Consider the following 20,129-nt stretch of genomic DNA (forward strand, 5'->3'; position numbering starts at 1 on the left):
GCTTATGTCTACCTTATCGGTCAGTCATTTGGCAAAAAGCTATAAGCGCCGGCAAGTCGTTAAAGACGTCAGTTTGGAAGTCAGCCAGGGCCAGGTCATTGGCTTACTTGGGCCCAATGGTGCCGGCAAGACCACTACGTTTTATATGATTGTTGGCTTGGTCAATAGTGATAAGGGGCAAATTTATTTAGATGATACCGACTTAACGCTTTTGCCCATGCATGAACGAGCCCGCCGCGGAATTGGCTACTTGCCGCAAGAATCATCTATCTTCCGAAAGCTGACGGTACGCGACAACTTAATGGCCATTCTTGAAACCCGAAAGGCACTGAGTGCGGTCGAACGCGAGGAAAGAGTCGATGCGTTACTGGAGGAATTTAATATTGGTCATATCGCTAACAGTTTAGGCATGAGCCTTTCCGGTGGCGAACGTCGCCGCGTCGAAATAGCCCGAGCATTAGCTGCGGATCCAACCTTTATCTTATTGGATGAGCCATTTGCCGGGGTGGATCCTATTTCAGTACTGGATATAAAAAAAATCATCGAACATTTGAAAAACCGCGGCATCGGGGTACTGATTACCGATCATAACGTGCGCGAAACACTCTCGGTCTGCGAGCATGCTTACATTGTCAGTCATGGTCAGTTAATTGCAAGTGGCGATGCTGAAAGTATACTATCCAATCAACAAGTCAAAGACGTTTACCTCGGTGAGCAGTTCACACTGTAGTGACAATAGCGTGATACCGAGAGAGGGATAAATGAGACAAAGCCTTCAACTAAAAATGGGTCAGCAACTAACCATGACCCCTCAACTGCAGCAGGCCATTCGCCTGCTGCAATTGTCGTCTCTGGATTTGCAGACAGAAATTCAGGAAGCGTTAGATAGCAATCCCTTATTAGAAGTTGATGCAGAAAGCAATGAGTCTGAACCCGATAACGAGGCTCATGCCGGGCAGCGTGATGACAGCAGCCACCAAGAAACCTCCGATGCGCTAAAAAATGAGCAGCTCCCGGATGAGTTACCAGTCGATAGTAGTTGGGACGATACTTACACTTCATCGACTCCGACTCAGGGCTCATCGCCATCTAAAAGCTTTGATGGAGAACTCGATGTCTACCAGGGAGAGACCAGTGAATCATTGCAGGACCATCTATTATGGCAAATGCAACTGTCGCACTTTTCTGATGAAGACGCAGCTATTGCCGAAATTATAATAGAATCGATTAACGATAATGGTTACCTGACAACCCCTATCGATGAAATCGTCGAGTCACTCGACAACCCGGAAATCGGTCAAGAAGAAGTTTGCATGGTGCTAAAGCGCATCCAGCATTTTGACCCGGTCGGAGTTGGGGCCCGTTCAGTCAGCGAATGCTTATCGATACAACTGCAACAATTAGTCAGTGATAACCCATTAAAAGAAGTTGCTTTAGAGCTTATCGAGCAACATATGGATCTATTAGGTAGTCGTGATTATCGCAGCATCATGCGCAAAATGCGGCTATCCGAAGCCGATTTAAAGAAAGTAATGCAGCTAATTCAACAGCTGCACCCCCATCCCGGCGAACAAGTTGCCGAAAAGCCGGTGGAGTACGTAATTCCTGATGTCTCTGTCGTGAAAAAACAAGGTCGATGGGTGGTCGAATTAAACCCCGACAGCGTACCTAAATTAAAGGTCAACGAAGAGTACGCTGCGTTAAGTAGGGCGGCTAAGTCAGAAGCTGACAGTCAGTATATAAAGTCACATACGCAAGAGGCTCGTTGGTTTATCAAAAGTTTAGAAAGTCGCAATGATACGTTACTAAAGGTGGCCAATTGTATTGTGCAACGTCAACAAGGCTTTTTTGAGCATGGCGAGGAAGCAATGAAGCCAATGGTATTAAATGACGTTGCTGAGGCTGTGGATATGCATGAAAGTACAATTTCGCGGGTAACCACACAGAAATATTTACACAGCCCGCGAGGGGTGTTCGAACTTAAATACTTTTTCTCTAGTCATGTTAATACTGAAACAGGAGGTGAGTGTTCAAGCACTGCTATTCGTGCTTTAATTAAAAAGTTGGTGGCGGCTGAAAACCGTGCAAAACCGCTAAGTGATAGCAAAATAGCTGAACTCATTGCGGAGCAAGGAATCAAAGTAGCTAGACGAACCATTGCGAAGTATCGAGAGTCGTTAAACATCTCGTCCTCGAGTCAACGTAAGAGTTTGCTGTAATTGTGTACGACAAAAGAAGGAAGACGTTATGCAAATTAATTTGACCGGTCATCACATCGATATTACCGACGCGTTGCGTGATTATGTAGATACAAAGTTCGCTAAGTTAGAGCGACATTTTGACCACATCAATAACGTTCACGTCATCCTTAAGGTTGAAAAAACCGCCCAAATTGCAGAAGCTAACCTGCATGTAAATGGCGGCGAGCTTTTCGCTGATGCCGAGCACACTGACATGTACGCGGCTATCGACGGTCTAATCAACAAGCTTGATCGTCAAGTCATTAAACACAAAGAAAAGATGAAAAAGCATTAACCATGCAACTTGCTGACCTATTAAGCCCTGACTGCACCAAATGTGCAGTCGAGGGTGCTAGTAAAAAACGTCTGTTAGAGACAATAAGCCAAATTGCCGCACCCAAACTGGTTGGCATAACCCGTCATGATATTTTCGAGAGCTTGTTAAACCGTGAGCGCTTGGGCAGTACCGGTATCGGTTTAGGTATCGCGATTCCGCATGGCAGACTGGCCAATGCAACCCAGCCGGTGGCTGTGCTAATAACTTTAGACGCGCCGATAGAATTTGACGCCATTGATAACCAGCCCGTTGATATTATTTTTGCTCTTTTGGTGCCAGAATCAGAGCATGAAAATCATTTACAAACTCTTGCTACCGTTGCCAGACGAATGAACGACAAAGTATGTACCCGTGCGTTACGGCACGCTGATAGTGATCAGGACTTATATACCATTTTCGTTAACGAAGACGATGATGGCTCATGCAATTAATCGTTGTTAGTGGCCGCTCCGGCTCCGGTAAAACCATCGCCCTAAGAGTACTGGAGGATCTCGGCTATTATTGCGTCGACAACTTGCCGATTGCGATGCTACCGACCTTAGTTCATGCAGTGATGGCTCAATACGACCGGATTGCGATTAGCATTGATGTTCGTAACTTACCTGAAAAGTCAGAAGAGCTGCTTGAGTCATTAGACTTTTTACCAACCGACGTCGAGCCGCAAATTCTTTTTATCGACGCTGACGACCAGACATTGTTACAGCGATTTGGCGAAACCCGCCGGCTACATCCCCTTTCTCAAAAAGAATTGCCTTTAACCGACGCACTACAACTTGAACATAAGCTGCTCGAGCCAATAATGGGCAGAGCCACCTGGCGTATCGACAGTAGCCACTTATCGCTGCACCAACTAAGCGAGCAAGTAACAGAACGCGTGTTAGGGCGTGCTGAAAAAAAACTGATCATTGTTTTTCAGTCCTTTGGTTTTAAATACGGCTTACCAAAAGATGCAGACTTCGTCTTCGACGCACGAATTTTACCAAACCCACACTGGCAACCGGAACTTAAACTGCTGAGTGGGCTGGACGAAGACGTGCAGCACTACTTTAGACAGCAACCTTTGGTGGCAAAGTATGTTCACCAAATGGATAACTTTTTAGCCACCTGGTTACCTCATTTTCAGCGCAGTAACCGCAGCTATTTAACCATCGCGACCGGATGCACCGGCGGACAACACCGCTCAGTTTACATTACTGAGCAACTGGCAGAACGCTTTAAGCAAACGGACATTAAAGTTCAGATTCGACACCGAGAGATGTCAAAGTAACCAATATGCATTGTAAAACACTGATTATCCGTAATAAACTTGGGCTACACGCACGTGCGGCGACCAAGCTTGCCCAACTGACACAGCAATTTGATGCAACGATTACAGTTGAACAAGATGGACAGAAGGTAGATGCCGCCAGTGTCATGTGCTTAATGTTGCTCGCCAGTCAGCAGGGAAAAGAAGTGAATGTCTGTGCTGAGGGTGAAGACGCAGAACAGGCACTTGCGGCGGTCACAGAACTGTTTGAACAACGGTTTGAAGAGGGCGAATAAACAATGGTAGCGGAGCTGTCCGATAAAGAATACGCAATGCAGCGTATACAAGAGGTTAATACTGCCTTATCGGACGGTATGTATGTTGCTGCACGACGTATGCTACACAACATGCCCGCCTGTGATATTGCGCTACTGCTTGAGTCTTCACCTCCAAAAAGCCGTGCGATTGTCTGGAAGCTTGTCGATGTCGACGAGCACGGTGAAATCCTTGAAGAACTCTCCGAAGAAGTTCAAAAGTCGATTATTCGTCAAATGGCGCCCGAAAAGCTCGCGGCTGCAACCGAAGGTATGGATACCGACGATTTGGCGTATGTACTACGAGGTCTTCCTGATCAAGTTTACCAGGAAGTCTTAAAGTCAATGGATGAGCGCGACAGAGAGCGCGCTGAGACAGCCTTATCCTATAACGAAGACTCCGCCGGCGGCATCATGAATACCGACACCATTACGGTGCGGGCCGATGTAACCGTCGATGTCGTATTACGCTACCTGCGCCTAAAAGGCGAATTACCCGAAGCAACCGACATGCTTTATGTTGCCGATAGATACGATAAGCTAATCGGTGAGATCGCGTTGTCACGCCTGGTGACGGTAGATCCCAGTCGACTTGTCAGCGATATCATGTCCAGCGACGTGGTCAGTATCCCGGTAGATATGGAAGAGACCGAAGTGGCCAAACTGTTTGAGCGCTTCGATTGGGTTTCGGCGCCAGTTGTCGACGCCGACCAACAGCTGGTTGGCCGTATCACCATCGATGACGTGGTCGATATTATTCGGGAAGAGGCTCAGCACTCGATGTTGAGCATGGCTGGTCTGGAAGATGACGAAGATACCTTTGCACCCGTATTAAAAAGTACTCGCCGGCGTACTATCTGGCTTGCTGTTAACTTAGTTACGGCTTTATTAGCCGCCATGGTTAGCTCTTTGTTTGAAGATATTCTGGCGCAAATGGCGGTACTCGCTATCCTCAATACTATCGTTCCCAGTATGGGCGGTATCGCTGGAAGTCAGACATTAACTCTGGTTATTCGGGGTATGGCATTGGGCCACATTGGTACCAGCAACTCCAAGTGGTTAATTGGTAAAGAGCTGGCTATCGGTGCGCTTAACGGCATTATTTGGTCGATACTGATTGCCGCTGTGGTGGCCTTATGGATGCAAAGCTGGCTGGTCGGTGGAATTATTGCCTTCGCCATGATGGCAAACCTGCTTGCCGCCGCGCTCGCCGGGGTCACGGTTCCTATGGTATTGAAGAAATACAATATCGATCCGGCACTGGCCGGCGGCGTTATTCTAACTACGGTTACCGATGTTGTCGGTATATTCGCCTTCCTTGGCACCGCGACTCTACTGCTATCCGCGTAATTGCTAACGCCCGTTAAGCACCTGCCACACGGAGTTCGTCAAGTAGAACTGAGCCCGTGTGCAGAGCATGACGGGCGTCAATATCACCGCCAATTTCGACAATATTTCGCAACATATCTTTTAAGTTGCCAGCAATCGTTATCTCTTCAACAGGATATTGGATTTCTCCATTTTCGACCCAGAATCCAGCCGCCCCGCGGGAGTAATCACCATTAACCAGATTCACGCCTTGACCCATGAGCTCGGTAACCAACAAACCTGTTCCCATTTGCTGACATAACTCTGCCAACGATTTGTCGCTATGCGTTAACCGCCAATTGTGAATTCCACCGGCATGGCCAGTAGGTTGACGACCGAGCTTTCTAGCCGCATAACTGGTTAGCAGGTAAGTCTGTAGCTCACCGTTTTTAACAATATCTTGCTGTCGGGTCGGTAACCCTTCATTATCAAATGGACTACTCGCTAAGCCACCAATAATATGAGGGTTTTCGTTAACCGTAAGCCAGTCCGGCAACACCTGCTTGCCCAGCGCATCTAATAAAAAGCTCGATTTTCGGTAGAGGTTACCGCCGCTAATGGCGCTGACCAAGTGGCCGAATAAACTGCCTGCCACATCGGCACGAAAAATAACCGGCACCTTAGCCGTATCTATTTTCCGGGCTCCCAAGCGGGACAATGTCTCGTCAGCTGCTTGTTCAGCTACTTTCTCGGCTGCTACCAAATCATCAATTTCACGAGCCACGGTGTAACTCATATCCCGTTGCATCTTGCCGTCTTGCTCGGCAATAAGTACACAACTTAAATCATGACGCGATTGCAAATAACCGCCTAGAAAGCCGTGACTATTACCATATACTTTGAACCCTGAGTGTGAACCATAGTGGGCTCCATCCGAGTTTATAATTCGTTTATCGAGTTGCAGTGCATGCCGCTCACAGCGTAACGCTTGCTCGATAGCATAATCTGCACTTTGGTCACCTGGGTGACACAAATCGAGCTCTGGATAGCTTTCTGCAATCAACTGTTTGTCAGCGAGACCATTATAGGGATCGGCGGATGTATGCTTGGCAATTTCACAGGCTTTATTGACTGCTGCCCTAATAGCTTCAGGCGATAAGTCTGTGGTAGAAGCCGAGCCTTTACGATGGTCGCGGTAAACGCTGATACCTAAGGCCCCATCCTGATTGAACTCTACGGTTTCTACCTCGCCCATGCGGGTACCCACAGAGATACCGGAACTTTTACTTATTGAGCATTCGGCTTCAGAAACGCCAATTTCATCCGCTATCGCTAAAGCTTTGCTCACAGCTCCCTTTACCTGTTCAAGTTGTTGCTCTAACTCTATCTTTTCTACTTTCAAAAAGTACTCCTTAAATCGCTACCGACTGCATAACGAAAACTGCTAAACTTGTCTTTAATCGCAATTTAAACTGGTGCAGCAACAATTATGGCAAAGAATAAAAATACATCACCCGCCGACGAACCTTTTATTAGCAAGTCCCAAATTAAACGGGAGATGGATGCCTTACAAGTTACCGGGCTCGAACTGGTCAAGCTAACAGACAACCAGTTAAAAGCCATACCTCTGGATGACCAATTACACGATGCCATTCTATTGGCTCGGCGCATCCAAAACAAACACGAAGGCTTCCGTCGGCAAATGCAATTTATCGGCAAGCTGATGCGCCAGCGTGACGTGCAACCAATTACCGAAGCCCTTGACCAGTTAAAAGGCAACCACCGTAAGACCACTGCTCATTTCCACTCTATTGAGCAATGGCGAGATCGTATTTTGGACCAGGGTGAAGACGCTATTCAGGAACTGTGCGAATCGCAACCGACTGCTGACCCGCAGCAACTTCGTCATTACTGCCAGGAGCATCAGCAGCAAATGCAGCACAATAAGCCACCTGTGGCATCACGCCAATTATTTGTCTACTTACGTCAACTAATGAGCAGCCAGTAAGCTGCTCAACCGTTATTCTGTGCCGCCTACAGTCATTGCATCCAGCTTGAGTGTTGGTTGACCGACGCCTACTGGCAGACTCTGACCGTCTTTACCACAAACACCGACCCCTTCATCCAGGGCTAAATCATTACCAACCATTGATACTTGTGCCATCGCTTCGGGACCATTACCAATCAATGTCGCACCTTTCAGTGGTGTCGTAATCTTCCCATTTTCAATAAGGTATGCTTCCGAGGCTGAAAAAACGAATTGCCCGGACGTAATGTCGACCTGCCCGCCCGCAAATTGGGGCGCATAAATGCCACGCTTCACGCTGGCAATAATATCTTCTGGCTGGTGTTCACCCGGCAACATGTAGGTGTTTGTCATACGCGGCATCGGCAAATGCGCATAGCTTTCACGGCGGCCATTACCGGTTACCGGCATATTCATTAGCCGAGCGTTCACTTTATCCTGCATGTAACCTTTTAATATGCCCTTCTCAATAAGAACATTGTAACCGCTGTTGGTGCCCTCATCGTCGATACTCATCGAGCCACGCCGATCGCTAAGGGTCCCGTCATCGACAATCGTGCACAACTCAGAAGCTACTTTCTGACCAATTTTTCCAGCATAGGCCGAAGACCCTTTCCGGTTGAAATCACCTTCTAGCCCGTGTCCGACAGCTTCGTGCAACAACACGCCGGGCCAGCCGGCGCCCAAAACCACCGGCATCGTGCCAGCGGGGGCAGGAATCGCTTCTAAATTAACCAGCGCTTGGCGAACGGCTTCCTCTGCAAACTTTTGCCAGCGGGGCTGACCTTGCTGCAGCACAAAATAGTCATAGCCGACCCGCGCGCCGCCACCAGCGCTGCCGCGCTCTCGTCTCCCATCCTGTTCGGCGATCACACTACAGTTTAGCCGCACCAATGGTCGTTTGTCCGATGCTAAAGTCCCGTCCGTCGCCGCTACCGTCACATCATCATAGCTACCGGCTAGACTCACAACTACCTGAGAGACTCTGGGGTCCTGAGCCCGCGCGTGTGCATCAACCTGCTTTAGCAAACTTATCTTGTCCGCTTCGGACATCGAAGTTAAAGGATTAAGTGCCTGATAACGGCTTTTAACACGTTGACTTTTAATGGCCTGCACTGACTTACTTTGGCCTTGTCTAGCTATTCCTCGTGCCGCTTGGCAAGTCCGTGTCAGCGCCTGTTCGGTAATCTCATCAGCATAGGCAAAGCCAGTTTTTTCTCCGTGCACCGCACGCACACCCATACCGGTTTCGATATGGTAAGCGCCGTCTTTAATAATGCCATCTTCCAGCACCCAAGACTCGTTGACGCTGTTTTGTAGATAAATATCTGCAAAATCGATATCCCCGGTGTACAGCTTTTCGAGCGCGCTTTGCAATTTGCTAACGCCTATGCCCCACTGCTCAAGCCAGGTTAGTGATTGGTTACTACTATTTAACATGAAACCTCTTTTACTGCGTCAGCGATACTTTGAAGCGAGTTTGCTTTGCCACCGGCATTTGCTGACGAATTTGTTGTACCTTAGCGAGATCAAATTCGGCAGAAATAGCACCTTCACCGGTTGCTTTTTCAGCTTGTATTTGACCCCAGGGGTCAACAATTAATGAGTGCCCGTAGGTCTTACGACCGTTTTCGTGCTCGCCAAATTGTGCCGGCGCCACCATATAAACTTGCTGTTCAATTGCTCTTGCCTTTACCAAAGTATGCCAGTGCGCTTCGCCAGTCACCTGTGTGAACGCCGTCGGCAATACAATGATATCGGCCCCCGCTTGCCGTAACGCTTTAAACATCTCGGGGAAACGAACATCATAACATACCGCCATACCAACCACAGCAAAGCCACAGTCGACCGTAACCACTTGCTCTCCGGGGCGGGTCCACTTTGATTCACGATATTCTTTCGTGTTGTCGGCAACATCCACATCAAACAAGTGAATTTTGTCATATCTGGCCAGTTGCGTACCGTCGGGACCGAAGCAGATGCTGGCAGCAGCAAACCGTTCGCCAGCGTAAATAGGTAGCGTCCCTCCGATTAGGTACACATTGTATTGACGAGCTAGCTCCGATAAACGTTGCTGCACCGGTCCATCACCGTAGGGCTCCGCCATCGCTAATTGTGCTCGATCGCCAGCACCAAAGCAGCTGAAGGCTTCTGGTAACACAACCAATTGTGGCCGCCCCTCAGGTATGGCTTTAAGCTGCTGTTCTACGCGTTGCAAGTTCTGCTTGGGAGACTGGCGACTACTCAGTTGAATTGCCGTTAATTGTGTCTTCATCATTTGCATCCTCCTGTCCTTCATCGACATCAGGTATGTCGACTGGACGGCTATCGCGTTCAATCTCAGTGACTTCTGGCTGGCCAATAGTGCCAGACACCTTGTAGCGCAACTGAGAAATTACTTCGGCATCTTGCAGTACCTTATCAATCAATAAGGCTGCCAGTCCACTGGGCGGGTTTACCATCCAGGCCAGAATAACTGGCAAACTTGAGGTTACCTTTGGCGCGTAAGTTAATTCATAATCAAGCGTTTCATTGACTAAATTAGTGGTACCAATAATTTCCATGTTACCAGCAGAGCCGAGCAGCTTGGTATCCGAAGTAGTAGCAACGCCATCAGCCATCTGCACACTACCGGTCAGGTCTGTATAGAACATTCCTTGCGAGAAAATATCCCTAAAGTCGAGGGTTAGCTTACGTAAAATGCCATCCAGGCTCAGTAACGAAAATAACCTTGCGCCGCCATCGCTGACCTCAGCAAGATATCCCTGACCAAAATCCCATTGCAATGACCCTCCCAGCGTATTCACATCAAATTGATGAGGATGTCCGTTCCAGTGCAGGCCAAAGTCGATGACTGCACTACTATCCCTGATAGCTGTTTCCAGACCGTACTGCCGCAATAAATCACCGATATCATCGCTGTTCAATGAACCGCTGAACTGGCTATAAGGTGCGCCCTCTGTCACCAGCCAGTAACCCGAGGTGGACAGCTCGGAGTTGTTACTTCGAGCGCTTAGCTGGTCAAGTCTAATACCACCGTCTATCGGGGTTATTGAAGCCTCCACATCAACAAAGCTTTTATCGTCCAGCTTACATGTTTTGCAGCTCAAGTTGATGGCGGGAATTCGTGTCACCCACTGCCATTTTGTCTCGGTATCACGCAAGTTATTCTTAGCAGATAAGTCGAGCTCAGAGGAGAGCTGGATAAAGTCGGCGTCCACTTGAATCGGTTGTTCGATGAAATTATCAGGAATTTCAACTTCTACCGCCAGGTCATTGGCATAAACTCTACCATTCCAGCCTCCCGACTCTGGAAAGACTGATACTTCAGCCTCTTCAAACTGCTGACCGGCCCAGTTTAACTCTGGAGTAGTAACATAAATAGCATCTGGCAAGATTGCCGCTTGTGACTCGGCTGGGGACTTCTGCGTCTGCAGATCTTGCTGGAGAAAATAAATTAGGTCATACCATTCAGCAACATTGATATAGGGAACATGCCCGGAAATTAGAAAATTGTTTGTTGCCGGTGACTGTATAGGTTGCTGTTCCGTTGGTGCCTCACCAATCAATAAATTCGCTTGTTCCCAGCCAGCTTCTCCGGCACGCCAACGACTTTGCCAGCGCAAACGTTCATCCACGGCTAACGCCATCGACAATTGATCGTTATTTCCTTCAATATCTAAATTTAACTGCCAGTTTTCACCAAAGTCTTTGGCCAGTGGCGCCGGCAAATTCGATTCGAGCCCTGTTAAGTCATATTGAGACTGCCAATTAGCCTTAACGTCATCCGCAAATCTCAATGTTAGTTTGCCGCTCCCGTTAACAGCACCGTAGAAGTATTTTTGCCAGCCTTGCATTGCTAATTCGTTCAATAAAGGCTCTAACTGCCAGTCGATTGCAGTATCAACAGATAGTAAGTAGTCACTATCTTTTGTTTCTCCGGCGACCTTAGTGGTAATAGGTTGACCATACCAGTTTAGACTAAGCTCCTCTGTTGAGACCTTGTCATTAACGATATGTAACTGACCTGCCGAGACATTAAAAGTTTGGTCCAGCGCCGCAATATAGATATCTTGCCCGCTAAGATCGGCGTCCACTGTTACCCCTACATCTTTCGAGTTATCCAGTGGAATATCGAGCGTGAAATCGCCGACCACTGTATTTTGTGGTTGCACTTGTTTGAGTGTTGCAGACACTGATGTTAGGGGGGACGCAGCAAAAACGGACTGCAATTGATCGGGTTCTGCACTCACTTGGCTAGCGATCTGTAACCCTTTACGGGCATCGGTTAGATCAGGAATTTGAGCATTTACCTGTTTTATGACTGCTCCTTTTATCGTCCCCGCGTCTGCAAACATAGACAAACGGTGCTGATAAAAGTCAAGTCGCAGCGGTGTTTCCGCTAAAACTGGCCAGTTCGACTGAAACCGATAATCCAATGGCTCGAAATCAACTCGAGCATTAAACACTCCATTCATCGACGAGTTCGGAAATTGATTCACAGGCCCCCGCCACAGGACTTCCACCCCCCGAATTTGACCGTCCTGCAATGCCCCTGTTAAGTAGCTTTTTAGACCAGAACCCATGAGTTCCGGTAATAGCTGCCGGGCCGTTGACACATCGAACGGGCTATCGCTGTAGCCGTGTAAGGCTATCTCTAATGGCTTATTTTGTTCACCCCTAAGCTCACCATTTACTGTTAACAATAAGTCGTTAAAAGTTACTCTTCCTTCATCAAGCCGCGCCTGCCAGTACTCGGAATTAACCTGCCAACTGCCGCTGAAATCAACAGCATCGGCTTTCCAGGCTTGGCTGGTCGATAATGCAGGACTGGTTAGGCTCAGAGTCTCTGCCTGCACACGCCACCAACCACCTGTTCTATCTCCGGCCGCAGTAACGCTCAGTGGTGACCATGAGGGCTGTGAGCTGTTGCCGGCACTTTGCAAGTCGTTCGTAGTAACTAACCAGCGTAACTGTTGTGGGGTGCTATCAACTCGAACATTCACATTAGCCTCGGTTTCGGCACGCTGCTGATGCTTAACAACACTAGATAACCCGGGCTCAACCAGGCTTAATATCGGCAGCAACTCATGCAGTGGCACATTGTCGCTACTCAGCGTGTGTCGATTAGCACTACTTTGCCATGCAATCAGCGGTAACTGCACCGTTTGCTGATTAAGTTCGGCTGTTATTGGCTGAACATTTAACAACCAACCATTCTGACGGGGTTCAACTGACACTTTTCCTTCGGGAATATGAAGCGCTACCGCTCGGCCATCGACTTCTGCCGCTATTCTATTGTCGCGCAGCTGCAAATAGCCCCCGGCAATTTCACCATCAACCAAACTAAGCCAGCTGGTAAAGTTTACATTAGATTCCTGAATATCAATGTTACCAGCCAACTGCTCAAGCCAGGGGCTGATGTCTACTTGCCGTGAGTCGACATAGAATTGTCCGTCGATTGTGGATAGCTCATTGCCCTCTAATTTTACGATAAAATCGAGGCTATTTCGGGTGAAGTCTCGTACTCGGAACTTTCCCACCCCTTGGTGACTCGACCCCTGGTTAGCCCAAGATAGACGCTCAATGACTACGGAGCGCCTGTTACCCGCCAGGTTAACAACGTTTAATTCACTCTCAGTCAGTGAAAAGCGCTCCAGCTGCTGTAAAAATAGGTTTTCCAGGGTCTGCAGGTTAACGGTATTGCCGTCTTGCTGTTCAAATTTGCGTAAGTCGATATCAATCTTCGCGTCATTTAAAATAAATTCCTGCGCAACAAACTGACGCTGCAATATGGATTGCCAGAAATCGAGCACCACTGATATCTGTTCAACGTCAACTTGAACCGGTGAATTGGGTTGTTCTATCAGGCGGATATTGGAAACATCAACGGCCGGCCCCTGTCGGTGCCATGACATCGCCAACTGTTCAATCGATATCGGCTGCTGCAACCGTTGTTCTATTTGCTGCTCAAGCTGAGCAGAAACATCTGGGATATGAGGCAACGCATATCGCAATGCGCTCATTAGCACTGCTGCCAGCACTAACAAGATTGCCAATATTAGCCATAATTTATTAATTAACCACAGCAAGCTTCGGGCCATCGTCACTACATCATCACCACATCAAATTGCTCTTGATTATAGAGCGGTTCCGTTTGTATGGTTATTTGACGCGAAACAAATAGCTCAAGTTCAGCCAAAGCATGAGATTCTTCATTTAACAGTGAGTCACTGACTGCTGCAGACGCGTAAACCACAAACTTATCAGCATCATAGGCTTTATGAACCCGGACAATTTCGCGCATGATTTCATAGCATACCGTCTCAACCGTTTTCATCGAGCCTCGACCACGACAAACCGGGCACTCTCCACATAAAACATGTTCAAGGCTCTCGCGCGTCCGTTTCCGTGTCATCTCGATAAGGCCAAGGCTGGTAAATCCGTTAATTGAGGTTTTTGCTCTGTCTTTAGCCAGTGCCTGTTCCAGGTTATGCAAAACACGGCGCTTGTGCTCTTCGTTTTGCATATCAATGAAGTCGATAATGATAATACCCCCTAAGTTCCTCAAACGCAGCTGGCGAGCTATTGCTTGAGTCGCTTCGACATTGGTATTAAAAATCGTTTCCTCTAAATTACGATGACCAACGAACGCTCCGGTATTGATATCAATCGTCGTCATCGCTTCGGTCTGGTCAATAATCAACGAGCCTCCGGATTTTAGCTCCACTCGGCGATCTAACGCTCGCTGAATTTCGTTTTCGATATCAAACAAATCGAAAATAGGCCGTTCGCCGGTGTAGTATTCCATCACATCGGTGAGCTCAGGAATAAAATCTTTAGTAAAAACCTGCAACTGCTCTAATGTCGTGCGCGAGTCCACGCGAATTCGTTCGATTTCCTCGCCAACAAAGTCGCGCAACACCCGACAGCACAAATTTAAGTCTTCGTATAAGACACCGGTTTTACGCTGACTTTTTTTGCGCTTTTTTATTTGCTGCCATAGTCTCGTCAAAAACTCGGCATCACCTTTTAGCGAGTGCTCTTCTGCTCCTTCCGCCGCAGTTCTTACAATAAAACGGCCGTCCTCAGTGCTCAATTCTTCTGCCAGTTTGCGCAAACGATCGCGTTCGTCACCGTCATCAATACGCTGAGATACGCCCACATGACTGCTTTGTGGCATGAATACCAGGTACCGGGAGGGAAGTGTAATATCAGTCGTGAGGCGGGCGCCTTTAGTGCCCAGCGGGTCTTTAACCACTTGCACCATAATGTATTGTCCCTGGTGCACAAGGGAAGTTATATTTTGTTCCGGTCGTTCGTCTCGCTCTATCGTGTCACCATCGATCCTTGTGACAATATCAGAGGCGTGCAAAAAGGCCGCTTTGTCTAGGCCGATATCTATAAATGCCGCCTGCATCCCCGGCAATACTCGCGATACCTTGCCCATATAGATATTGCCAACCAATCCTCGTTTAACTTGCCGCTCTATGTGAACTTCCTGCAAGATTCCATTCTCGACCAATACCACCCGGCTTTCTGTCGGGGTCACGTTCATCAGTACTTCAACACCCATCGTGACTCCTTAATTCGTTCTCAACTCGAGTTAACAATTGTTGGGTCTCATATAGCGGCAGTCCCACTACTCCAGTGTAGCTTCCATTAATCGCTTTTACGAACCGCGCAGCTCCTCCCTGAATCGCATACCCACCTGCTTTGTCGGCTGGTTCGCCAGTCGCCCAGTATGTTTCCGCATCGGCTAAGCTAATGTCACCAAAATCGATTTCAGTAACGACTTCGGTAACCGTTTGCTGCAATAGACCATCCACACAGCCCGCAACCACCGCAACTGATGTGCGCACTTTGTGTTGTCGACCAGACAGCCGCATCAGCATCGACAAAAAGTGTTCTTTATCGATCGGCTTCTCCAATACGCTGCCGTTAAAGTCAATTAAGGTATCCGAGCCGATAATAATAGACAGTTCGGCCTGTTGTTTTGCAACTGCAGTCGCTTTATCCAGGGCCAACCGCTGAACGTAGTCGGAAGCAGTTTCACCCGCCTGCTGCTGTTCCTCGATAGCAGAGGGCTTACAGCTAAACTGAGTTCTAAGTTGCGATAATAACTGACGCCTTCTGGGAGAGTCAGAAGCCAGCACTAACTCCATCAATTGACTCCAAATCGACGCCGAATCTTACGTAATAAGGGGAATAGCCATAGCCAAAACAGCGCCGAGGTTAGCGCAGGCCAAAAATAATTGGCAGTAAATTCAGCGTCATGAATGAATACGTTGGCCTGAAACACTAACATTCTTTTTAATAAAATTAGGAACGCGATAAGTATCGCTTGTTGCGGTAACGAAAAATTCCGGATCCGTTGGAAGTGACGCGCTGCAAAATAAGTAACTACGATCATGCCTAACGCATGCACGCCCAATACCGAGCCCAGTAAAATATCGCTTAAAACACCAAGCACTAGTGCTGTACCAATATTAACCCGATGCGGCAACGCAAGTACCCAATACAACAGCACCAGCGTAACCCAGTCAGGGCGAAAAATATCAAACGAACCCGGCATCGGCATCACCATCAACACCAACGCCACCAGATAGCTCAGAATTAACGTAAACGCGCCCTGCTTAACCATCTGGCTGATCCTCATAAATCGGTTGCCGCTCATCATCATTTTGCCATAGCAACAACACATTTCTTACTCGATCGAGCGCCGAAACCGGGTCCGCCTGCACTTGCGCGAATGGTAGTGATTCATCCCGGTTGATTTTACGAATTTTGGCGACCGGGTAGCCTTCAGGGTAAACACCACCTAAGCCGGAAGACAGTAGCAAGTCACCTTCTTTTAATTCACTACTATGCGGCACGAACATTAACTGTAAACGGCCAATTTCGCCGGTACCCTGCGCCAGCACCCGAATATCGTTGCGCTCCGACCGCAATGGGATAGCGTGACTTTGATCAGAGATTAATAACACCCGCGCGGTGTTGCTGCCAACATCCTGCACCTGGCCAATGATGCCTCGATTATCCAGAACTGCCTGGCCTTCGTAGACACCACTAAGGGTGCCTTTGTTAATAACCAACTGCTGACTGAAAGGCTCGGAAGCGACCGCAATTACTTCGGCCACCATCCGTCGGTTAGGCACTCGTTGCTCAGAGCCCAGTAATTCTCGTAAGCGTTTGTTTTCGTTGGCTAAAAGTCGAAACTGTTGCAGTTGTCCCTGCTGCTTAAGTAACTGTTGCCTTAACTGCTCGTTTTCTTCCGCCAGTTGTTCTTGTGTCTTGATACTATCGGAAAAGTTATCAAGAATTTGTTCCGGCAAAATGGCTAGATATTGTACCGGTGTTACCAGGGAGTTTAAAAATAGGCGAACGGGTTGCATCGCTTGCAGGCGATGATCAATGAACATCAACAGAAACGAACAGGCTAGTGCGAGCACTAGCCTGGACAAAAGTGACGGACCTCTGACAAATAACGTTTTCATCGTTGCGCTAGGTCACCTTGCTGCATCATAGTCGATAGATTTCCGTAACTCTTAACCTGGGGAGGACTACTCGTAACTAAACAAGTCACCGCCGTGCATATCGATCATTTCAAGCGCTTTACCGCCCCCACGAGCAACACAGGTCAGAGGATCGTCAGCAATAATAACCGGGATTCCGGTTTCTTCCATTAGCAGCCGGTCGAGATCTTTTAACAAGGCACCACCACCGGTCAATACCATGCCCCGCTCAGAAATGTCAGATGCAAGTTCCGGTGGAGACTGCTCAAGCGCAACCATCACAGCACTGACGATTCCCATCAGTGGCTCTTGCAACGCTTCTAAGATTTCATTGCTGTTTAGCGTAAATGAGCGCGGTACACCTTCCGCCAAATTACGACCGCGAACTTCTATTTCTTTAAGCTCTTCGCCAGGGAAAGCCGAGCCGATTTCGTGCTTAATACGTTCCGCCGTAGCATCACCAATGAGCGCACCAAAATTACGACGCACATAATTAATAATCGCTTCGTCAAACTTGTCGCCACCAATACGAACCGATGACGAGTATACCACGCCGTTCAGGGAGATAATCGCCACTTCCGTAGTACCGCCACCGATATCTACCACCATTGAGCCGGTTGCTTCAGACACTGGTAGGCCAGCCCCGATCGCAGCTGCCATTGGTTCATCGATAAGATAAACTTCACGTGCCCCGGCGCCCAACGCTGATTCGCGGATAGCCCGACGTTCAACTTGAGTAGAACCGCAAGGAACGCAAACTAAAACGCGCGGACTCGGTCTAAAATAATGGCTGTCATGTACTTGCTTAATAAAAAACTGAAGCATTTTTTCGCAAACATAAAAATCTGCGATAACACCGTCTTTCATCGGCCGAATAGCTTTGATGTTGCCCGGTGTACGCCCAAGCATCTGCTTCGCTGCGGCACCAACTGCTGCAATCGCTTTGGGTCCTCCAGAGCGCTCTTGACGAATCGCTACGACTGAAGGTTCATTCAATACAATACCTTCATCTTTTACATAGATGAGGGTGTTAGCGGTACCTAAATCGATCGATAAATCGTTAGAAAAAAGGCCGCGAATTTTCTTAAACATGAAGCGGTAAATCCCTACTTAAAAGCTAAAAACTGCATGATAGCGCAAGTCAGCGCTTACTGCGCTCGTATTACACGAAAACCAATATAATTAGAACTAAAATCTTCCGGAAGTTCCATCCGTGTAGAAACCCGGGCTAAACTGGGTGCAAAATTCCAGGCGCCGCCGCGTACCACAAAACCGTTATCGGACTGCGTCCATTCCCAGGCATTACCTACGGTATCAAATAAGCCCCACGGATTACGCTGAAAGCTACCGACCGGAGCCGTGCTGACATTTGACCAGTCAGAGCCACAGTTCCGGCAATTGGCTTTACCGAAGCCAACATCGTTACCCCACCAGAAATCTGATTCCGTACCAGCACGGGCTGCATATTCCCACTGTGCTTCGTTAGGCAACGAATAGTTATAACCGCTTTTCTCGGTTAACCATTGAGCGTATGCCTTCGCATCATTAGCGCTAACGCAAACAACCGGTGAGTTCTCAGATTGACTAAAGCCAGGATTACGCCAGTTCATACTGTCGTCAAACTTAGGCGTACCACTTTCTAACGCCGCGCAGCTACCATTTTTTTCAGCTTCGGTCACATAGGCGGTGTCGTTTATAAACTCACGGAAGCTTGCCACCGTAATTTCAGTGTCGGAGACACCGAACGGACGCTCGATACTTTCGGTCGTTACCGGACGTTCGTTTGGCAGCCCATTGCCCACCAGATCGCCCATTTTAAACTTACCGGAAGGGACAACCACAAGCTCCGGACCGCGGACATCGCGATACAGGATATCCTGTATTTTCTCACCTCGGGTGAACGAATATTCTGACTTTTCGAGCTCCGCACGAATTGACTGTGCATCCTTTAACTTGATCACGTCATTGTAGGTACTGTAGCCGTACTTAATCACTTCAACTTCGTGTTCACCGCCTGGCAACATCACTTCGATTGGGGTTGAACCGTAGCTGACTCCGTCAATCATAACTTCGTCGTCATAAACGTTTGAACGAATTGTCAGCGGGTGCATAACCGAACTATCTACAACCTGCTCGTCGGCTTTCCCATTATTAGCTGTTTTTTTTACCGCACAATACCGAGTGTCGATGTCTAACAGGGTACAGGCTTGTGACTGAGGCAACTGACCGCGTAATTCGACGCCCATTTTGACCCCATAATTTCCCTGACCACTGAAACCGTCACTGACCGTCTTGGAACCCAGGATCTGAACATTTGGACTAACCCGGTCCAGGTTTTCCCGTGCCAGCTCAGGTTCTGATAAATCAGCTAAGGTCTGCTCCAGGTATTGCTTAGATGCTTTTTGCTTAGCCAGCAATTTGCCGCGTGTTTCACATTGGCTTAGTGTTTCTTCACGGTCACAGACAATTGACTGACTCACTTCTAATTCGCCAGACCGATTAAACTCACTTTGTAACCGCTCAACCCGTGCCACATTGCGCTGATCTTTTAGGGTTTCTATTTCATTGATCAAGCTGTGCTTGCTGACCCGGGCTTCTTCAACTTCCCGGCTCTTAGCACTGACCAATTGCACCTGAGTTTTGATGTCTTCTTTATTTTGCTGGTGCGCCATAACAGCTTCTTTATAGGCTTCCTGAGCACCGGCAATGTCGATCGACGGGTCGTCAACCAACTGTTGGTAGCGGTTGTTCATTTCTTCAAGCGCTGCTTGCCGCTGTTGCTCAAGCTCTCTATTGCGCTCACGCAGAGACTGTAGCTGCTCTCTTAATTGTTGCTCTTCTCGCTGCAAGGTCGCGACAGTATCAGAAAAGTTGTCATACTCTGTCTGTAAAGTCGCAATTTGGTTTGATATTTCTCCGACAGACATTTGAGCCGTATCAGGCTGCTGCTGAGCCAATGCCGTCGAGGCGAATGTCAAAGTAGAGGCCATTACTAAGGCCAGTCGAGCCAATCGCATCATGTTCCCATTCCAAGCTTGAAAATAACTCAGCGGCTAGTAGCTATTGCTGTTCCCGCGCTATTGTTATTGTAGTTTTATTGAACGTTCGTCAACGTCGCGCATTTGTAATTACACTGCTTTATG

At 48.1% G+C, this 20,129-nt stretch carries 18 protein-coding genes; 8 read left to right on the forward strand and 10 right to left on the reverse strand.

Going from position 1 to position 20,129, the window contains the following annotated elements; translation table 11 throughout:
• Window positions 1-4: 4 nt before the first annotated feature.
• Genes lptB through mgtE form a run of 7 tightly spaced genes read left to right on the forward strand, consistent with a single transcriptional unit; the run spans window position 5 to window position 5,487 of the window.
• The gene (gene lptB / locus CWI81_RS07245) at window positions 5-730 is read left to right on the forward strand and encodes an LPS export ABC transporter ATP-binding protein (protein WP_126784645.1); all 726 of its coding nucleotides are present in this window, start codon (window positions 5-7) and stop codon (window positions 728-730) included.
• A 31-nt stretch (window positions 731-761) separates the two neighbouring features.
• Window positions 762-2,219 carry an RNA polymerase factor sigma-54 gene (locus tag CWI81_RS07250; RefSeq protein ID WP_126784646.1) on the forward strand — a complete coding sequence of 486 codons (1,458 nt, stop codon included), beginning with the start codon at window positions 762-764 and terminating at the stop codon, window positions 2,217-2,219.
• Window positions 2,220-2,247: 28 nt separating this feature from the next.
• Window positions 2,248-2,535 carry a ribosome hibernation promoting factor gene (gene hpf, locus CWI81_RS07255; RefSeq protein WP_126784647.1) on the forward strand — a complete coding sequence of 96 codons (288 nt, stop codon included), beginning with the start codon at window positions 2,248-2,250 and terminating at the stop codon, window positions 2,533-2,535.
• A gap of 2 nt (window positions 2,536-2,537) precedes the next feature.
• Window positions 2,538-3,008 carry a PTS IIA-like nitrogen regulatory protein PtsN gene (ptsN, locus tag CWI81_RS07260; protein ID WP_126784648.1) on the forward strand — a complete coding sequence of 157 codons (471 nt, stop codon included), beginning with the start codon at window positions 2,538-2,540 and terminating at the stop codon, window positions 3,006-3,008.
• Window positions 2,999-3,844 (forward strand): RNase adapter RapZ, encoded by an 846-nt coding sequence (rapZ, locus tag CWI81_RS07265; protein ID WP_126784649.1) that lies wholly within the window; start codon window positions 2,999-3,001, stop codon window positions 3,842-3,844. Before ptsN ends, rapZ begins: the two co-directional genes overlap by 10 nt.
• A 5-nt stretch (window positions 3,845-3,849) precedes the next feature.
• Window positions 3,850-4,119, forward strand: a complete 270-nt coding sequence (locus tag CWI81_RS07270) for an HPr family phosphocarrier protein (RefSeq protein WP_126784650.1) — start codon at window positions 3,850-3,852, stop codon at window positions 4,117-4,119.
• Between the two features lie 3 nt (window positions 4,120-4,122).
• Window positions 4,123-5,487 carry a magnesium transporter gene (gene mgtE / locus CWI81_RS07275; RefSeq protein ID WP_126784651.1) on the forward strand — a complete coding sequence of 455 codons (1,365 nt, stop codon included), beginning with the start codon at window positions 4,123-4,125 and terminating at the stop codon, window positions 5,485-5,487.
• A gap of 13 nt (window positions 5,488-5,500) precedes the next feature.
• Here the strand turns inward: mgtE and pmbA are convergent, their stop codons facing one another.
• The gene (gene pmbA / locus CWI81_RS07280; protein ID WP_126784652.1) at window positions 5,501-6,847 is read right to left on the reverse strand and encodes a metalloprotease PmbA; all 1,347 of its coding nucleotides are present in this window, start codon (window positions 6,845-6,847) and stop codon (window positions 5,501-5,503) included.
• 87 nt (window positions 6,848-6,934) lie between these two features.
• Between pmbA and yjgA the strand changes: the two genes are divergently transcribed.
• Window positions 6,935-7,453: a ribosome biogenesis factor YjgA gene (gene yjgA, locus CWI81_RS07285; RefSeq protein WP_126784653.1), complete on the forward strand. Its 519-nt coding sequence runs from the start codon at window positions 6,935-6,937 to the stop codon at window positions 7,451-7,453.
• 12 nt (window positions 7,454-7,465) lie between these two features.
• Here yjgA and tldD read toward each other — a convergent pair whose 3' ends face one another.
• The 9 genes from tldD to CWI81_RS07330 all read right to left on the reverse strand — a co-directional run bounded on the left by tldD (window position 7,466) and on the right by CWI81_RS07330 (window position 20,006).
• Window positions 7,466-8,911, reverse strand: a complete 1,446-nt coding sequence (gene tldD, locus CWI81_RS07290) for a metalloprotease TldD (protein WP_126784654.1) — start codon at window positions 8,909-8,911, stop codon at window positions 7,466-7,468.
• Window positions 8,912-8,921: 10 nt separating this feature from the next.
• Window positions 8,922-9,749 (reverse strand): carbon-nitrogen hydrolase family protein, encoded by an 828-nt coding sequence (locus tag CWI81_RS07295; protein ID WP_241970382.1) that lies wholly within the window; start codon window positions 9,747-9,749, stop codon window positions 8,922-8,924.
• Window positions 9,712-13,575, reverse strand: coding sequence for a YhdP family protein (locus tag CWI81_RS07300; protein ID WP_126784655.1), 3,864 nt, complete (start codon window positions 13,573-13,575; stop codon window positions 9,712-9,714). The genes CWI81_RS07295 and CWI81_RS07300 overlap by 38 nt, the downstream gene beginning before the upstream one ends.
• 5 nt (window positions 13,576-13,580) lie before the next feature.
• A complete protein-coding gene (gene rng, locus CWI81_RS07305; RefSeq protein WP_126784656.1) occupies window positions 13,581-15,047 on the reverse strand; it encodes a ribonuclease G in 1,467 nt (488 codons plus the stop codon).
• Window positions 15,037-15,636: a Maf family protein gene (locus CWI81_RS07310; RefSeq protein WP_126784657.1), complete on the reverse strand. Its 600-nt coding sequence runs from the start codon at window positions 15,634-15,636 to the stop codon at window positions 15,037-15,039. Before CWI81_RS07310 ends, rng begins: the two co-directional genes overlap by 11 nt.
• The gene (gene mreD / locus CWI81_RS07315) at window positions 15,636-16,115 is read right to left on the reverse strand and encodes a rod shape-determining protein MreD (protein WP_126784658.1); all 480 of its coding nucleotides are present in this window, start codon (window positions 16,113-16,115) and stop codon (window positions 15,636-15,638) included. Before mreD ends, CWI81_RS07310 begins: the two co-directional genes overlap by 1 nt.
• Window positions 16,108-16,968, reverse strand: a complete 861-nt coding sequence (gene mreC, locus CWI81_RS07320) for a rod shape-determining protein MreC (protein WP_126784659.1) — start codon at window positions 16,966-16,968, stop codon at window positions 16,108-16,110. Before mreC ends, mreD begins: the two co-directional genes overlap by 8 nt.
• A gap of 66 nt (window positions 16,969-17,034) precedes the next feature.
• Window positions 17,035-18,078: a rod shape-determining protein gene (locus tag CWI81_RS07325; protein WP_105305550.1), complete on the reverse strand. Its 1,044-nt coding sequence runs from the start codon at window positions 18,076-18,078 to the stop codon at window positions 17,035-17,037.
• Between the two features lie 56 nt (window positions 18,079-18,134).
• Window positions 18,135-20,006, reverse strand: a complete 1,872-nt coding sequence (locus CWI81_RS07330) for a formylglycine-generating enzyme family protein (RefSeq protein ID WP_126784660.1) — start codon at window positions 20,004-20,006, stop codon at window positions 18,135-18,137.
• Window positions 20,007-20,129 lie beyond the last annotated feature (123 nt).

Origin of the sequence: Idiomarina seosinensis, from assembly GCF_003987275.1 — a bacterium.
Classification (GTDB): domain Bacteria; phylum Pseudomonadota; class Gammaproteobacteria; order Enterobacterales; family Alteromonadaceae; genus Idiomarina; species Idiomarina seosinensis.

Coding starts and splice junctions, on each gene's coding strand:
- lptB (WP_126784645.1), top strand. CDS start 5: ATGTCTACCTTATCGGTCAGTCATTTGGCAAAAAGCTATAAGCGCCGG.
- CWI81_RS07250 (WP_126784646.1), top strand. CDS start 762: ATGAGACAAAGCCTTCAACTAAAAATGGGTCAGCAACTAACCATGACC.
- hpf (WP_126784647.1), top strand. CDS start 2,248: ATGCAAATTAATTTGACCGGTCATCACATCGATATTACCGACGCGTTG.
- ptsN (WP_126784648.1), top strand. CDS start 2,538: ATGCAACTTGCTGACCTATTAAGCCCTGACTGCACCAAATGTGCAGTC.
- rapZ (WP_126784649.1), top strand. CDS start 2,999: ATGCAATTAATCGTTGTTAGTGGCCGCTCCGGCTCCGGTAAAACCATC.
- CWI81_RS07270 (WP_126784650.1), top strand. CDS start 3,850: ATGCATTGTAAAACACTGATTATCCGTAATAAACTTGGGCTACACGCA.
- mgtE (WP_126784651.1), top strand. CDS start 4,123: ATGGTAGCGGAGCTGTCCGATAAAGAATACGCAATGCAGCGTATACAA.
- yjgA (WP_126784653.1), top strand. CDS start 6,935: ATGGCAAAGAATAAAAATACATCACCCGCCGACGAACCTTTTATTAGC.
- tldD (WP_126784654.1), bottom strand. CDS start 8,911: ATGTTAAATAGTAGTAACCAATCACTAACCTGGCTTGAGCAGTGGGGC.
- CWI81_RS07295 (WP_241970382.1), bottom strand. CDS start 9,749: ATGATGAAGACACAATTAACGGCAATTCAACTGAGTAGTCGCCAGTCT.
- CWI81_RS07300 (WP_126784655.1), bottom strand. CDS start 13,575: ATGGCCCGAAGCTTGCTGTGGTTAATTAATAAATTATGGCTAATATTG.
- rng (WP_126784656.1), bottom strand. CDS start 15,047: ATGGGTGTTGAAGTACTGATGAACGTGACCCCGACAGAAAGCCGGGTG.
- CWI81_RS07310 (WP_126784657.1), bottom strand. CDS start 15,636: ATGGAGTTAGTGCTGGCTTCTGACTCTCCCAGAAGGCGTCAGTTATTA.
- mreD (WP_126784658.1), bottom strand. CDS start 16,115: ATGGTTAAGCAGGGCGCGTTTACGTTAATTCTGAGCTATCTGGTGGCG.
- mreC (WP_126784659.1), bottom strand. CDS start 16,968: ATGAAAACGTTATTTGTCAGAGGTCCGTCACTTTTGTCCAGGCTAGTG.
- CWI81_RS07325 (WP_105305550.1), bottom strand. CDS start 18,078: ATGTTTAAGAAAATTCGCGGCCTTTTTTCTAACGATTTATCGATCGAT.
- CWI81_RS07330 (WP_126784660.1), bottom strand. CDS start 20,006: ATGATGCGATTGGCTCGACTGGCCTTAGTAATGGCCTCTACTTTGACA.